Consider the following 13,497-nt stretch of genomic DNA (forward strand, 5'->3'; position numbering starts at 1 on the left):
GCTCAGTGGCCGACGGCGTCGTGGCGAGGATGGCGGCCCAGCGCCAGCCCGAGGCCGACCATGCCGAGGCCGAGCAGCAGGTGCAGCCAGTTGTCCGCGCTGTTGAGCGGGACGAAGTTGGCCTGCGAGTCGTGGTCGACGACCAGCCCGTAGACCCACAGCACGAGGTAGACCGCGCCTCCGCCGACCAGGAAGGCACGCGCGGTCGACGCCGACCGGGCCAGCGCGAGACCGGCAGCGGCGAACAGCAGGTGGACCACGTTGTGCAGGACCGAGACCTGGAAGAGGCCGAGGAGCTCGGCGTGGGACTCGTGCCCCGCGGCAGCGAGGCTGCCGTAGTGGGTGGTGATCCCGGGGACGAAGCCCAGGACGCCCACCAGCAGGAACGCGACGCCGACCACGGCCGACGCACCCTGCACGGGCGACCCCGTCCTCTCGGTACGGACACGGGTGCGGGTGTGCTCGCTCATCAGTGCTCCTCTCGACGCCGGATCGGTCGGCGCGCGCGACGACCTGCCGTACCCGACGCCCCGACCGGCACACGCCCGCCCACCCCGGAGGAGGGGCTGACTACGCTGGAGCGGCCGACCCCGTCCCAGGAGGACCCGATGCCCGTCACACGTGGATTCCAGCGGCGCCGCCCCGAGCCCGACCGGGACCGGCTCCCCCCGGGCCAGTACGACACCGGCTCCTCGTGGCCGGTGCTCACCGCCGAGGCGACCCCGCAGCAGGCGGCCGAGGACTGGCGGCTCACCGTCGACGGCCTGGTCGAGGCGCCCCACACCTGGACGTGGTCGGAGCTGCACGCCTTCCCGGGCTCGACGTACTTCGGCGACATCCACTGCGTGACGACGTGGTCGAAGTTCGACATGACGTTCACCGGGATCAGCGTCGACGACCTCCTCGACGTCGCCCGCCCGACGTCCGAGGCGGCCTTCGTGCTGGCGCACTCCGTCACCGGCTACACGACCAACCTGCCGCTCGACGACCTCACGGGGGGCAAGGCGTGGATCGTGTGGAGCGTCGACGGCAAGCCGCTCCCCCGGCAGCACGGCGGGCCGGTCCGGCTGTTGGTGCCGCACCTCTACTTCTGGAAGTCCGCGAAGTGGGTCTCGCGGCTCGAGCTGCTGGCCGAGGACCGGGCCGGGTTCTGGGAGCAGAACGGCTACCACGACCGCGGCGACCCGTGGCGCGAGCAGCGCTACCAGGGCGACTGACGTGGCGCCCGCACCGCTCTCCGCCTGGGCCGACGGGCGCGTGATCGAGCTGGACCACCCGACCCCGACGACGGTCCGGCTGCGCATGCACGTCGACGACCGCCCGCGGCACCTGCCGGGCCAGCACTACCTGATCCGGCTGCGAGCCCCGGACGGCTACACGGCCCAGCGCTCGTACTCCCTCGCCTCCGACAGCGACGACCCCCTGCTGGAGTTCCTCGTCGAGCGGCAGCCCGACGGCGAGGTCTCGGAGTTCCTGGCCGGCGTCGCCGAGGTGGGCGACGTGCTCGAGCTGCGCGGACCCATCGGGCGGTGGTTCGTCTGGGACACCACGACCCCGGCGCTGTGCCTGGTCGGCGGCACCGGCGTCGTGCCGGCGGTGGCGATGGCCCGCACGGCCCGCCGCCTCGGTCGCAGCGAACTCCTGCGCGTCGCCGCGGTCGGACGCGGCCCGGACGAGCTGCCCTACGCGCGCGAGCTCGAGAGGTACGGCGCGAGGTTCGCCTGGACCCGCACGGAGGCCGACGGCCGCCCGCCCGGCGCCTTCACCCGCGACGAGCTGGCTCCCCTGCTCGACGGGGTCGGGGTCGCCTTCGCGTGCGGCTCCGCGAGGTTCGCCTCCTACGCCGAGGAGCTGCTCCTCGACGCCGGCGTCGACGCCGCGGCCATCCGGGTGGAGCGCTTCGGCCCGACCGCCTGACGACGGCGCCCGCCCGCCGTCACGGGGAGGGAGCCATCAGCGCCCACAGCATCTCGATGGTGCGGTCGAGCCAGTCGGGGCCGACCACCCCGTGCCGCACCAGCTCACCGAGGTACGCGCCGACCATCAGGCTGACGACGCCGTCGGCGTCGAGACCGGGACGCAGCAGGCCCGCGTCGACGTCCTCCCGCATCCGGCTCACCAGCATGTCGACCGGCGGGCGCAGGGCGCCACGGAACAGGTCGGTGAACTCGGGGTCGTTGCCGGCGACCAGCGCGGCGAGCCCGCCGGGCCCCAGGACGTCGCCCATCTGGCGCCAGGCCTGCTCGAGCGCGAAGCGGATCCGGTCGCGCACACTGCCCTCGCGGGGACCTCGGGCGCACTGATCGCCTGCCCGAGCACGGCCGTCAGCAGCGCGGCGCGGTTCGGGTGACGGCGGTAGATCGTCGTCTTCGCCACCCCCGAGCGAGCCGTGACGCCGTCGACGGTCACTGCGCCCGGACCGCCCTCGCGCAGCAGCTCCAGCACCGCGTCGTGCAGGCGCTGGTCGACCGACGCGGCGCGCGGGCGTCCGGGACGGGAGGGGCCGGCCTGCCCGTCAGCAGGACACATGCGACCTCCCGTCCTGCGCCGGCTCGTCGAGGACCTCGTCGTCGTCCTGGTCGGCCAGGTGGTCGGTGGCGTGGAGCGCCGCCACGACGAGGGCACAGGTGACGAAGGACGCGAGGGTGAAGGCCGCGAGGACCGCCAGCGCGGCGACGACGAACAGCACGATCTCCCAGCCGGGCACCGTGTCCACCCCTCCCCTGCGAGCGACGGGTCGGCTCGCGTCACGTTCCGATACGGAGACCGTATCGATACGGGGTGCGTATCGAAGTTCGCGACCACGGCCGGGCAGGACCTCGTCGCTGCACGACGACGAAGGCCCGGACCATGTGGTCCGGGCCTTCGTCTTCTGTGTAGCGGGGGCAGGATTTGAACCTGCGACCTCTGGGTTATGAGCCCAGCGAGCTACCGAGCTGCTCCACCCCGCGTCGGTGAGAAGAACACTACAGGGCAGGTCCCCCGCACCCAAATCGGGGGTGGGTGCGGGGTCGGCACGCGGTCAGCCGGCCAGGCGCACGGCCTGCTCGATGAGCGCGCGGCCCTCCTCCATCAGCCGGGCCCACTTGACCGTGTCGCCGGCGCGCTGGGCGGCGTCGGCCTGGTTGAACTTCGCCTCGGCCTGCTGGAGCAGCTGGCGGATCTGCGCCTGCGTGCCGCCGGTGGGCGCCGTGGTCGGGCTCTCGCTCGGCGACTCGCTCGGCGAGGCGGTCGGCGACTCGCTCGGGCTCTCCGACGGCGACGGGCTCGGCGACTCCGACGGGTCGACCGGCTGCCCGTTGTCGTCGACCGGGTTGCTGGTGAGGGCGTTCTCGATGGCCCCGACCAGCGTCGAGTCGATGCCCACCCGGTTCTCGTAGGAGACCAGCACGAAGCGCAGGATCGGGAAGTTCGACGTGCCCGACCGACGGGTGTACATCGGCTGGACGTACATGAACTCGTCGCCGATCGGCAGCGTCAGCAGGTTGCCCGGCACGGTCTGGGCGTCGCCGGTCGTGTAGGGCAGCAGCGCGTCGCTGATCTCGGTGTTGGTCGAGAACGTGTTGGCGATCTGCAGCGGTCCGCCCGACGGCTCGTTCGGCAGCTGCAGCACCGAGATCGTGCCGTAGTCCTCGCTCGTCGCGTCGCTGTTGACGGCCATGTAGGCCGCGAGGTTGTTCTCCTTGTCGCGCGGGACGTAGACCGAGGTCAGCGACCACGTCTCGCCCGAGCCGGTGTCGGTGAAGAGCCGGTACGGCGGCTGGCGACGGTCGCTCGTGGTGGTGCTCTGCGGGTCGCTGGGGACCTCCCAGCGGCTGGAGCCCTCGAACCACGCGGTCGGCGACGTCTCGTGGTAGCGCTGGAACTGGTAGCGCTGGGCCTTGAAGAGGTCCTCGGGGTAGCGCAGGTGGGCGCGCAGCGCGTCCGGGATGTCCTCGTTGGGGCTCACCACCCCCGGGAACACGTCCTCCCAGGCCTTGAGGATCGGGTCGGCGGAGTCCCACTCGTAGAGGTTCACCGTGCCGTCGTAGGCGTCGACCGTGGCCTTGACCGAGTTGCGCATGTAGTTGATCTCGTCGGTCGGCAGGGTCTGGAAGCCGTTGTCGTTCTGCAGGGAGTCGGCCGTCATGGTCTCGAGCGACTCCTTCTGCGAGAGGGGATACTTGTCGGTGACCGTGTAGCCGTCGAGGATCCACTGGATGCGGCCGTCGATGACCGCCGGGTAGGGGTCGGAGTCGACCGTGAGCCACGGCGCGACCTTCTCCACCATGCGGCGCGGGTTGCGGTCGTAGAGGATCTTGGAGTTGTCGTGCACGCGGCTCGACAGCAGGAGGTTCGGCTCGCTGTACTTCACCGCGTAGAGCAGCTGGTGGAACAGCCCGCCGATCGGCACACCGGCCTTGCCGGTGTAGGTGGTGGCGACGTCGTCGTCGGTGCGCTCGCCGCGCGGCAGGTCGAACTCGCGGGCCTGCTTGGTCTCCGGGTCGAGCCCGACGATGCTGTACTCCGGGCTCTGCTCGCCGAAGTAGACCCGCGTCTCGTAGCCGTCGGGCCCGGCCACGCGCGACAGCGCGTCCTCGTCGGGCTCCTGGCCCTCGGCCCACTGCACGCTGGACAGCTGCGCGGAGTCGTCCTCGGGACGCTGGTTGGCGAAGGCGGCGATCACGCCGTTGCCGTGGGTGTAGGCGGTGTGGAGGTTGGACCAGTTCTGGTCGTTCTCGGCGAGGCCGCTCTGGTCGAGCTCGCGCACGCCGAGCACGACGGCACGGTCCTGGCCGTCGATGTCGTAGCGGTCGACGTCGAGGACGTCGGCGACCGAGTAGTAGGCCCGCACCTGCTGCTGCTGCTCGAAGATCTCGCTGACGATTTGCGGGTCGACGAGCGGGATGCTCGAGGTGATCCCGTCGGGCGCCTCGAGGCGGCCGTCCTCGGCGGCGCCGGTGCCGCTGATGTCGCGGACCTGGATCTTGTCGAGGCCGTACGCCGCGCGCGTGGCGTCGATGTTGCGCTTGATGTAGGGACCCTCGCGGTCCGGCACGTTGGGGTTGACCTGCAGCGCCTGGACCACCGAGGGCACCACCAGCCCGAGGATGATCGCGGAGAGCGCGAACAGCGCCACGCCCACCGACGGCAGCAGCCAGGTGCGCCGCACGATGTTGGCCAGGAACAGCACGGCGCACACGATCGCGATGCCGGCCAGGATCTCCTTGGCGGGCAGCACGGCCTTGTCGTCGGTGTAGCCCATGCCGGTGAAGATCGACCCCGAGCTGGTGACCAGGTCGTAGCGGTCGAGCCAGTAGTCGACCGCCTTGGCGATCACGAACAGCGCGAGCAGCGCCGAGACCTGGATCTGTGCGGCGCTGGTCAGCCGGTCGCCCGGTCGTCCGGACAGCCGGATCCCGCCGAAGAGGTAGTTGACCACGATCGCGGCGATCAGCCCGACGACCGCGAGCGCCATCACGAAGTCGACGACGTAGTGCCAGAACGGCAGGTCGAAGACGTAGAACCCGACGTCCTTGTTGAAGTACGGGTCGTCGGTGCCGAACGACTGGCTGTGGCGCCACAGCGAGAAGCTGCGCCACTGCCCCGTCGCCGAGGCGCCGGCGAACAGGCCCATCAGCACCGCGGCCACGCCCACGACGCGACCCATCCGCGGCGCGAGCAGCTCGCGGTAGCGGTCCATCCCGTCGTCCGGCATGCCCGGCATGCCGGGCCACAGCACCGGGCGGAAGCGGTACGCCAGCGCCATGGTGAGCCCCACGGTGGCGGCCATCAGGCCGCCGAAGACGAGGAACAGCCCCACGCGGGTGAGCAGCAGCGTGGTGAACACACCGCTGTAGCCGGTCGAGCGGAACCACAGCCGCTCGGTCCAGAACGAGGAGAAGCCGCTCAGCAGCATGAAGCCGACCACCAGCACGATCGCGGTGATCACCAGCGCGCCGGGACGGCGCGACCCGGGCGTCGGGCGACGCGGCGGCGTCGGGGGTCGGGGGTTGTCGAAGGGAGCGCTCATGCGGGCACCTGCTCAGAGGGTCTCGGTGGGGCTGTCGTGCAACGTCGCGTGGAGGAGGTCGAGGAGTCCGGGCACCAGCTCGGTGCCGTTGACCACCGACTGGTCGTCGTCGTGGGCCCGCAGGCGCAGGGCGCAGTACGACGCCCCGGCGCGGGTCACGCCGGCGACCATCCGGACCTCCTGGCGGTCGGGGTGCTCGCGCGCCCACCGCTCGGCCTCGGCCGGGTCGTCGGGCAGGTCGTCGTCGGCGCCGGGCGGGAGCACGAGGCGCTCGACCACTGCCGCGCAGCCGGCGACGCTCTCGGGCCAGGCGATGGTCTGCAGCGCGTCCTCGAGCGCCTGGCCGGGCGGGAGGCCCTCCTGCTCGATCGGCGTGAAGGAGCCGTCGTCGCCGGGGCCGTCGAGGCCCATGGCCGCGGCGAGCGCCGGCTCCTGGGCGACGAGCGCGCCGGTGTCGACGAGGGCGTAGAGCCGGGCCGGCTGGTCCCAGCCGTCGCCGGCGACGTGCGCCTCGATCTCGAGCACCGCAGTCGCCAGGGCCGGGTCTTCGGGCAGCGCGGTCGGGTCGTCGGCCTGGGTCATCGGGTGGCGTCCTCGCAGCTCGGGAGATCGGTGTCGTGGTCCGCGGTCCAGTCGGCCAGCGCGCCGACGACCTCGTGGAGCGTGCTGGCCCTCGCCAGCCGCATGTCGCCGGTGTCGACGCCGCCGATGCCGTCGCAGTTGTCGGCCGGCACGAAGAACAGCTGCGCCCCGGCGTCGCGGGCGGCGGCGACCTTCTGCTGGATGCCGCCGATCGGGCCGACCTCGCCCTCGGGCGTGATCGTCCCGGTGCCGGCGATGTCGGCGCCGTCGGTCATCGACCCGGGGGTGAGCGTGTCGAGGATGGCCAGGGACATCATCAGCCCCGCGCTCGGCCCGCCGATGTTGTCGGCGATGTCGACCCGGACGTCGTAGGGGAAGTCGAAGCCGGTGCCGGTGGTGACGCCGACGCGGGGCGTGCCGTCGACGTCCCTCGGCGTCACCTCGACGGTCCGCTGCCTGCCGTCGCGGCGCACGACGAAGGTGACCGGCCGGCCCTCGGGCGCCGCGGTGACCGCGTCGACGACGTCCTGCGGGTCGGCGACGTCCTTGCCGTCGACCGTGAGCACGAGGTCGCGCACCTCGAGGCGACCCTCCGCGGCGCTGCCCGGCACCACGTCGACGACCTCGACGAGCGACGGGACGTCCTCGCCCATCTCGATCAGGGCGGCCGCGACGGCGGTGTCCTGGGAGGACACCATCTGCACGGCCGACTCGCGGTCGCTCGACTCGTCGGTCTCCTCGGGGGCGTAGACCGAGGTCCGCGGCCACACGGCGGCGTCGGGGTCGAGGTAGGCGCGCAGCAGCTCGGGCAGGCTGACGTCGTCCTCGGGCTGGCTGACGTAGACCGTCGTCATCCGCATCTCGCCGTCGTCGCGGTAGACGCGGTGGCCGGAGACCTGCACCGACTCCCGGCCGTCGGGCGCGCCGAGGATGTCGACGGTCGGTCCCGGGTAGTACGTGACGTAGGGCAGCGGCACGAAGGCCGCCGCTCCCCACAGCACGGCCAGCAGGGTCAGTGCGAGCAGCCCCGCCCTGGTCCGCTGACTCATGGGCGGAAGTCTCTCAAACCAGTGCAACTACGAGGCGCGACGGGTGTCGCCACCGCGACGCGCCTCGGCGTGGCTCGGGCGCACCGCGATGCCGGTGGTGCGCTCCCGCGTCGCGGCAGGCGTACGCCGGGCCTGCGCGGGCAGCTCCTTGGCCAGGGCGCGACCCAGGCGCTCGACGGCGACGTCGCGGTCGACCTCGCCGCGACCGTCGCGACCCGCCCACGACACCCACAGCATCGCCAGGACCGTCGTCACGGCGGCCGGCACGAGCCAGAGCAGGATCTCCACAGCGCGAGCCTAGGGGCGCGAGGCGCCCGGGCACGGCAGGCGCTACGGCGTGCCGACCCACTCCTCGGTGGTGTCGTCGAAGACCTGGTGCTTCCAGATCGGCACCTCGGCCTTGAGCGTGTCGATGAGGTCGCGCGAGGCGGCGAAGGCGTCGCCCCGGTGCGCGGCCGTGGTCGCGACCACCACCGCCAGGTCGCCGATCCGCAGCTGTCCGACGCGGTGCACCGCGGCCACGCCGCGGACGTCGTGGGCCCCGGCCACCCGACGGCAGACCTCCTCGAGGCGGGCCAGCGCCGTGGGGTGCGCGGAGTAGTCGAGCGCGGTGACGCCCTTGCCGCCGTCGTGGTCGCGGACCCGACCGACGAACAGCGTCAGGCCGCCCGCGCCGTCGTCCTCGAGGGAGGCCACGACCTCCGCGACGTCGAGCGGTGTGTCACGGATGTCGACGAGGCGCACGGGGTCGGTCACGCGGTCGAGTCTAGGCCCGGACCGCCCGGGAGAGCCGCCCCGTCCCTGTGGGCCGGTGGGTACCGTGGGCCTCATGAGTGAGACCCCCGGCGGACCCTCCGGCGACGACAGCAACCCGTTCAAGGGCACGCCCTTCGAGCAGATCTTCTCCCAGCTGGGCGGCATGGCCGGTGGCCCCGGTGGGTTCGGCGCCGCGGGGCCGATGCCCGACCTCAACGCGCTCATGGCGCAGGTGCAGGGGCTCTTCGCCCCGCACGACGGCCCGGTCAACTGGGACACCGTCCAGGACCTCGCCCGCCGCACGGCCGCCCAGGAGCCCGACCCGAGCGTGACCCCGGCCCAGTCGGCCGCGGTCGCCGACGCGGTCCGCCTGGCCGACCACTGGCTCGACACCACCACCGAGTTCAGCTCCGGCGTCACCACGACCGCGGCCTGGTCGCGCGCGGAGTGGATCGTGGAGACCATCGACGTGTGGAAGGTGCTCGTCGAGCCGATCGCCGGCTCCGCCACCACCGCGCTCGGCCAGGCGATGCCCGAGGAGATGCGCCAGCTCGTCGGGCCTCTCGTCGCGATGCTCGGCAAGGCGAGCGGCGCGATGGTCGCCTCGCAGGTCGGCAGCGGCCTCGGCGCCCTGGCCGGCGACGTCCTCAGCGCCTCCGACATCGGCCTCCCGCTCGGCCCGATCGGCAAGGCGGCGCTGCTGCCGACCAACGTCGAGGCGTTCGCCGCCGAGCTGCCCGACGTCACCGCCGACGACGTCCTGCTCTACCTCGCGCTGCGCGAGGCCGCCCACCAGCGGCTCTTCGCCGGGGTCCCGTGGCTGCGCGACCACCTCATCAGCGCGGTCGCCGAGTACGGCGCGGGCATGGACTTCGACACCTCCGGCATGGAGGAGAAGCTCCGCGAGATCGACATCAGCAACCCCGCAGCGATGCAGGAGGCGCTCTCGGGAGGCCTGTTCGACCCCGAGCCGTCGCCTGCGCAGAAGGCCGCGCTGGAGACGCTGGAGGTCACCCTCGCCCTGGTCGAGGGCTGGGTCGACGAGGTCGTCGGCCAGGCCACCGCCGAGCGGATGCCGGCCGCGGCCAAGCTCCAGGAGACCGTGCGCCGCCGGCGGGCCGCGGGCGGCCCTGCCGAGCAGACGTTCGCCACCCTCGTCGGCCTCGAGCTGCGGCCCCGGCGACTGCGCGACGCCTCCACCCTGTGGGGCTCGCTGCGCACCCGCCAGGGCGTCGAGGCCCGCGACGGCGTGTGGATGTCGCCGCACCTGCTGCCCACCGCCGCGGACCTCGACGACCCGCTGGGCTTCCGCGAGGACTCCGTCGCGCCCGAGGAGCTCTCGGCCGAGGAGTTCGACGCCGGCCTGCGCGACCTGCTCGACGGCGGCGACGACCGGCCCCGCGAGTGACCCTTCGTGACGGGCGTGGGTCGCCCTCCTCAGCACGAGCGGCCCTGCACGCGAGCGCGGTCGCCACGCTCGCGGGGTGGTACGCGCCCTCCCCCGGGCAGGCTGCCCTGCGCGACCGGTACCTCGCCCACCTCGCCGAGCACCCCGACGGGCTCTCGAAGCCGTGCTTCCCCGACCACCTCACCGCCGGCGCGATCGTCGTGTCCTCCCGCGGCGACGCGGTGCTGCTCAACCACCACCGCAAGGCCGACGCGTGGCTGGCCTTCGGCGGCCACCTCGAGGAGGGTGATGCCTCGCTGGCCGACGGTGCGCGTCGCGAGCTGGTCGAGGAGTCGGGACTGACGCGTTTCGAGCTCGACACCGAGCCGCTGTCCCTCGACGAGCACGCGGTGGAGTTCTGCTCCGACCGCGGCACCGTCCACCACCTCGACGTCCGGTTCCTCGCCGTCGCCGACCCCGACGACTCCCCCGTCACCAGCGCGGAGTCGCTCGACGTGCGGTGGTGGCCGCTGGACGCGCTGCCGCAGACCTTCGACGACATGTACGTCCTCATCGACGCCGCCGTGGCGCGGGTGCGCGAGCGGACCGGCGCGGGTCAGGTCGGGTCGTAGCCCTCGGGCAGCTCGAGGCGGGCGGCCGTCGACCACCCGGCGAGGTAGCCCTTGGCGCGCTCGGCCCGGGGGTAGCGGTCGACCCAGGCCCAGAACTCCTCGGTGTGACCCGGCACCAGCAGGTGGGCGAGCTCGTGCACCAGGACGTAGTCGACCACCCAGGCCGGCATCTGCTGGAGCCGCTCGGAGAGCCGGATCGTGCGGTCGCCGGGGGTGCACGAGCCCCAGCGGGACTGCTGGTTCGACACCCACCGCACGCTCGACGGCGTCGCCATGCCGCCGAGCCAGGCGTCGTTGAGGGCGCGCGCGCGTGCCATGAGCTGCTCGTCGGAGGGCTTGCGCCGCTGCTCCTTGCGCTCGATGCGGGCCACCATGTCGGCCACCCAGCGCGCCTCGTCCCTGGCGCTCATCGTGGCGGGGATCAGCACCACGATGCGCTCGCCCTCGCGGTAGGCCGAGACCGTGCGTCGCCGGCGCCGCGAGCGGCGTACCTCCACCTCGGGGGCGGGCGTCGGCTCGGGCATGGGTCGAACCTAGCCGTCCGCAGCCACGCCCGGGGCCGCACGCGCGGTCACAGCCGCGCGCCGGCCCACGCGAGCAGGCGCGGCCGCTCCCACGTCGTGACGATCCGGTCGGGGTCGATGCCCGCCTCGGTGGCCCGCGCCGCCCCGAAGTCGAGCATGTCGAGCTGACCGGGGGCGTGGGCGTCGGAGTCGATGGAGAACAGGCAGCCGAGGTCGCGGGCGAGCTCGATCAGTCGCGTCGGCGGGTCGCGGCGCTCGGGCCGCGAGTTGATCTCGACCGCCACGCCCTCCTCCGCGCAGGCCGTGAACACCGCCCTGGCGTCGAACTGGCTCTGCGGCCGGGTGCCGCGCCCGCCCGTCACCAGCCGGCCGGTGCAGTGGCCCAGCACGTTGGTGTGGGGGTTGCGCACGGCCGCCACCATCCGTCGCGTCATCGCGTCGGCGTCCATCTTCAGCTTCGAGTGGACCGACGCCACCCGGACGTCGAGGCGCCCGAGCATCTCGTCGGTCTGGTCGAGCGACCCGTCGTCGAGGATGTCGACCTCGATGCCCTTGAGCAGGGTGAACGAGCCGCCGAGGTGGTCGTTGACGGCGTCCACCACGTCGAGCTGCCTGGCGAGACGGGCGGCACTGAGGCCGTGGGCGATCGTCAGGCGTGGACTGTGGTCGGTGAGGACGAGGTAGTCGTGGCCGAGCTCCATGGCGGTCATCGCCATCTCCTCCAGCGGCGATCCCCCGTCGGACCAGTCGGAGTGCGAGTGCAGGTCGCCACGCAGGAGCGCGCGCAGCTCCTCCCCGCCCGTGGCGAGCGGGCCGGCCGTCTCCTCGAGGGCGAGCAGGCGCTCGGGCACGACCCCGCGGCACGCGTCGGTGATGACCGCCGCGGTGCTCCTGCCGATGCCCGGCAGCTCGGTGAGCGTGCCGTCCTCGGCGCGCCGGCGCACCTCCTCGTCGGGCAGCGGGAGGATCGTGCGCGCGGCCCGCCGGAACGCCTCGATCCGGCGCGACTCCTCGCGCTGGCGCTCCATCAGGAACGCGATCCGGCGCAGCGTCGCCACCGGCCCGGGTGACTCGTCCCGGTCGCTCACTCGGTTCTCCTCCACAGGCTCGGGTCGTGCATCGTGGCTGGTCACCGGGCACAGTACGACGTACGCCCGGGCGTGTCGCCCACAGCGCCCTCCCCACCCGCGGCCGCGTGATCCACGGCGGCGCCCCGGTCCTGCACACCCCGTCCACAGCTCTCTCCACAGGCTGGGACACAACGGCGTTGACCGCGGCCCCGCGGAGCCCTAGCGTCTGCGCCGGAAGGGCCCCACGGCCCGTCGACGTCAGCTGGGGAAGGCAGGCGGCGGCGGCTGCGGGGCCCCTTCTGCCGTCTCAGGCGCCCCGGAACTGCGGGGCCCGCTTCTGCTGGGCCGCCGCGATGCCCTCCTGGAGGTCGGCGGTGGCGAGCGTCATCGGCTGCGCGAGCGCCTCCCACTGCAGTGCCGACTCGAAGTCGGCGTGGCCGCCGTCGGCCAGCGCCACCTTGGTCAGCCGCGCCGCGATCGGCGCGGTCGCGGCGATGTCGGCCGCGGTGCGCAGCACGTCGTCGAGGAACCCCTCGGGCTCGACGACGCGCGACACCATGCCCAGGCGCAGCGCTTCCTCGGCCTCGACGACCCGGCCGGTCAGCAGCAGGTCGCGCGCGTGGGCCGGTCCGACGACGTTCGGCAGCAGCCAGGTGCCGGCCATGCCGGCGTGCATGCCGAGCTTGTTGAACGGCAGGCCGAGCTTGGCGCCGCTCGCGGCGTAGCGGATGTCGCAGGCCAGGGCGAGACACAGGCCGGCGCCGATCGCGTGCCCGTTGACCGCGGCGATGGTCGGCACCTCGAGCCGGCGCACCGAGAGCCACGCGCGGTAGAACGGGAGCATGCGGGCGCGCAGGTGGTCGACGGTGGCATCGGGCTCGCTGGCGATCCAGGAGGTGTTGCCGCCGGAGCAGAACGCGCTGCCCTCGCCAGTCACGACGACGGCGCGCACGCCGGGGTCGGCGGCGATCGCGTCGATCGCGCGGACCCACGAGGAGGTCATCTCCTCGCTCATCGCGTTGCGCATCCCGGGGTTGTCGAGGGTGAGCAGCACGACGCCCTCGGAGGAACGCTCGAGGCGCAGGTGGGTCAGGTCGGCGGTGTGGTCGGACATGGCCCGAGGGTAGTGCTCGGGACCGGGCGCGGAGGGGCGGGCCCTGAGCGTGCCGCACGCGCGGCGCGTGTGGTGCGTGAGCGTGGGCCACGCGTGGCGTAGGGTCGGCCGCGGAGCGCGGGCGGAGCCTGCGCACCCCGGCGGGCTTCCCCACCAGCATCCCCGTCGCGACGACCAATGAGTAACGAGCAAGGAGGCCGTCATGGCGGAGACCTGGAGCGGTGAGTTCTACTGCGTCAAGTGCAAGGAGAAGCGCGAGGCGGAGGGCGAGATCAAGGTCAACGACAAGGGCACCAAGATGGCCAAGGGCGTCTGCCCGGTCTGCGGTACCAACCTGAACCGCATCCTCGGCAAGGCGTGACCGAGCGCC

The 13,497-nt window shown here is 73.0% G+C and carries 15 protein-coding genes, 1 tRNA gene and 2 pseudogenes; 5 read left to right on the top strand and 13 right to left on the bottom strand.

Features of this window, described 5'->3' with window-relative positions; translation table 11 throughout:
• Positions 1-2 precede the first annotated feature (2 nt).
• On the bottom strand, positions 3-470 hold the full coding sequence (locus ACFFJG_RS17130; RefSeq protein WP_378519992.1) for a DUF4383 domain-containing protein: 468 nt from the start codon (positions 468-470) through the stop codon (positions 3-5).
• Positions 471-608: 138 nt separating this feature from the next.
• Here ACFFJG_RS17130 and ACFFJG_RS17135 point away from each other — a divergent pair, with 138 nt between their 5' ends.
• Positions 609-1,217 carry a sulfite oxidase-like oxidoreductase gene (locus ACFFJG_RS17135; RefSeq protein WP_378519993.1) on the top strand — a complete coding sequence of 203 codons (609 nt, stop codon included), beginning with the start codon at positions 609-611 and terminating at the stop codon, positions 1,215-1,217.
• Between the two features lies 1 nt (position 1,218).
• Complete coding sequence (locus ACFFJG_RS17140) at positions 1,219-1,917, top strand: FAD-binding oxidoreductase (RefSeq protein ID WP_378519994.1); 699 nt, start codon at positions 1,219-1,221, stop codon at positions 1,915-1,917.
• A gap of 19 nt (positions 1,918-1,936) precedes the next feature.
• Here ACFFJG_RS17140 and ACFFJG_RS17145 read toward each other — a convergent pair.
• From ACFFJG_RS17145 to ACFFJG_RS17185, 9 genes and pseudogenes are all read right to left on the bottom strand, one after another.
• Positions 1,937-2,275, bottom strand: a pseudogene (locus tag ACFFJG_RS17145) (TetR-like C-terminal domain-containing protein); the annotation flags it as partial.
• Between the two features lie 53 nt (positions 2,276-2,328).
• Positions 2,329-2,529, bottom strand: a pseudogene (locus ACFFJG_RS17150) (TetR/AcrR family transcriptional regulator); the annotation flags it as partial.
• On the bottom strand, positions 2,516-2,716 hold the full coding sequence (locus ACFFJG_RS17155) for a hypothetical protein (protein ID WP_378519995.1): 201 nt from the start codon (positions 2,714-2,716) through the stop codon (positions 2,516-2,518). The pseudogene ACFFJG_RS17150 and the gene ACFFJG_RS17155, both read right to left, overlap by 14 nt.
• A gap of 161 nt (positions 2,717-2,877) precedes the next feature.
• Positions 2,878-2,951 (bottom strand) — tRNA-Met (locus tag ACFFJG_RS17160).
• A 71-nt stretch (positions 2,952-3,022) separates the two neighbouring features.
• Positions 3,023-6,013 carry a UPF0182 family membrane protein gene (locus ACFFJG_RS17165; protein ID WP_378519996.1) on the bottom strand — a complete coding sequence of 997 codons (2,991 nt, stop codon included), beginning with the start codon at positions 6,011-6,013 and terminating at the stop codon, positions 3,023-3,025.
• Between the two features lie 12 nt (positions 6,014-6,025).
• Entirely contained in the window at positions 6,026-6,595 is a 570-nt protein-coding gene (locus ACFFJG_RS17170) for a PPA1309 family protein (protein ID WP_378519997.1), read from the bottom strand.
• The gene (locus ACFFJG_RS17175) at positions 6,592-7,644 is read right to left on the bottom strand and encodes a YlbL family protein (protein WP_378519998.1); all 1,053 of its coding nucleotides are present in this window, start codon (positions 7,642-7,644) and stop codon (positions 6,592-6,594) included. Before ACFFJG_RS17175 ends, ACFFJG_RS17170 begins: the two co-directional genes overlap by 4 nt.
• Before the next feature lie 27 nt (positions 7,645-7,671).
• Positions 7,672-7,932, bottom strand: a complete 261-nt coding sequence (locus ACFFJG_RS17180; protein WP_378519999.1) for a hypothetical protein — start codon at positions 7,930-7,932, stop codon at positions 7,672-7,674.
• Between the two features lie 42 nt (positions 7,933-7,974).
• Positions 7,975-8,400 carry a molybdenum cofactor biosynthesis protein MoaE gene (locus tag ACFFJG_RS17185; RefSeq protein WP_378520000.1) on the bottom strand — a complete coding sequence of 142 codons (426 nt, stop codon included), beginning with the start codon at positions 8,398-8,400 and terminating at the stop codon, positions 7,975-7,977.
• A 73-nt stretch (positions 8,401-8,473) separates the two neighbouring features.
• Between ACFFJG_RS17185 and ACFFJG_RS17190 the strand changes: the two genes are divergently transcribed.
• Together ACFFJG_RS17190 and ACFFJG_RS17195 are read left to right on the top strand one after the other, a co-directional pair.
• Positions 8,474-9,808 carry a zinc-dependent metalloprotease gene (locus tag ACFFJG_RS17190; RefSeq protein ID WP_378520001.1) on the top strand — a complete coding sequence of 445 codons (1,335 nt, stop codon included), beginning with the start codon at positions 8,474-8,476 and terminating at the stop codon, positions 9,806-9,808.
• Positions 9,805-10,419 carry an NUDIX hydrolase gene (locus ACFFJG_RS17195; protein WP_378520002.1) on the top strand — a complete coding sequence of 205 codons (615 nt, stop codon included), beginning with the start codon at positions 9,805-9,807 and terminating at the stop codon, positions 10,417-10,419. Before ACFFJG_RS17190 ends, ACFFJG_RS17195 begins: the two co-directional genes overlap by 4 nt.
• On the opposite strand, the gene ACFFJG_RS17200 is transcribed toward ACFFJG_RS17195, so the two are convergent.
• The 3 genes from ACFFJG_RS17200 to ACFFJG_RS17210 form a co-directional block, all read right to left on the bottom strand.
• A complete protein-coding gene (locus ACFFJG_RS17200; RefSeq protein ID WP_378520003.1) occupies positions 10,404-10,943 on the bottom strand; it encodes a M48 metallopeptidase family protein in 540 nt (179 codons plus the stop codon). The genes ACFFJG_RS17195 and ACFFJG_RS17200 overlap by 16 nt on opposite strands.
• A gap of 47 nt (positions 10,944-10,990) precedes the next feature.
• Complete coding sequence (locus tag ACFFJG_RS17205) at positions 10,991-12,031, bottom strand: PHP domain-containing protein (RefSeq protein WP_378520004.1); 1,041 nt, start codon at positions 12,029-12,031, stop codon at positions 10,991-10,993.
• A gap of 289 nt (positions 12,032-12,320) precedes the next feature.
• Positions 12,321-13,127 carry an enoyl-CoA hydratase/isomerase family protein gene (locus ACFFJG_RS17210; protein ID WP_378520005.1) on the bottom strand — a complete coding sequence of 269 codons (807 nt, stop codon included), beginning with the start codon at positions 13,125-13,127 and terminating at the stop codon, positions 12,321-12,323.
• Between the two features lie 202 nt (positions 13,128-13,329).
• Between ACFFJG_RS17210 and ACFFJG_RS17215 the strand changes: the two genes are divergently transcribed.
• Positions 13,330-13,488, top strand: a complete 159-nt coding sequence (locus ACFFJG_RS17215; protein ID WP_090969683.1) for a DUF5679 domain-containing protein — start codon at positions 13,330-13,332, stop codon at positions 13,486-13,488.
• Positions 13,489-13,497 lie beyond the last annotated feature (9 nt).

It is taken from the genome of Nocardioides zeicaulis (genome assembly GCF_042432345.1).
In the GTDB taxonomy this organism is placed as follows: Bacteria; Actinomycetota; Actinomycetes; order Propionibacteriales; family Nocardioidaceae; genus Nocardioides; species Nocardioides zeicaulis.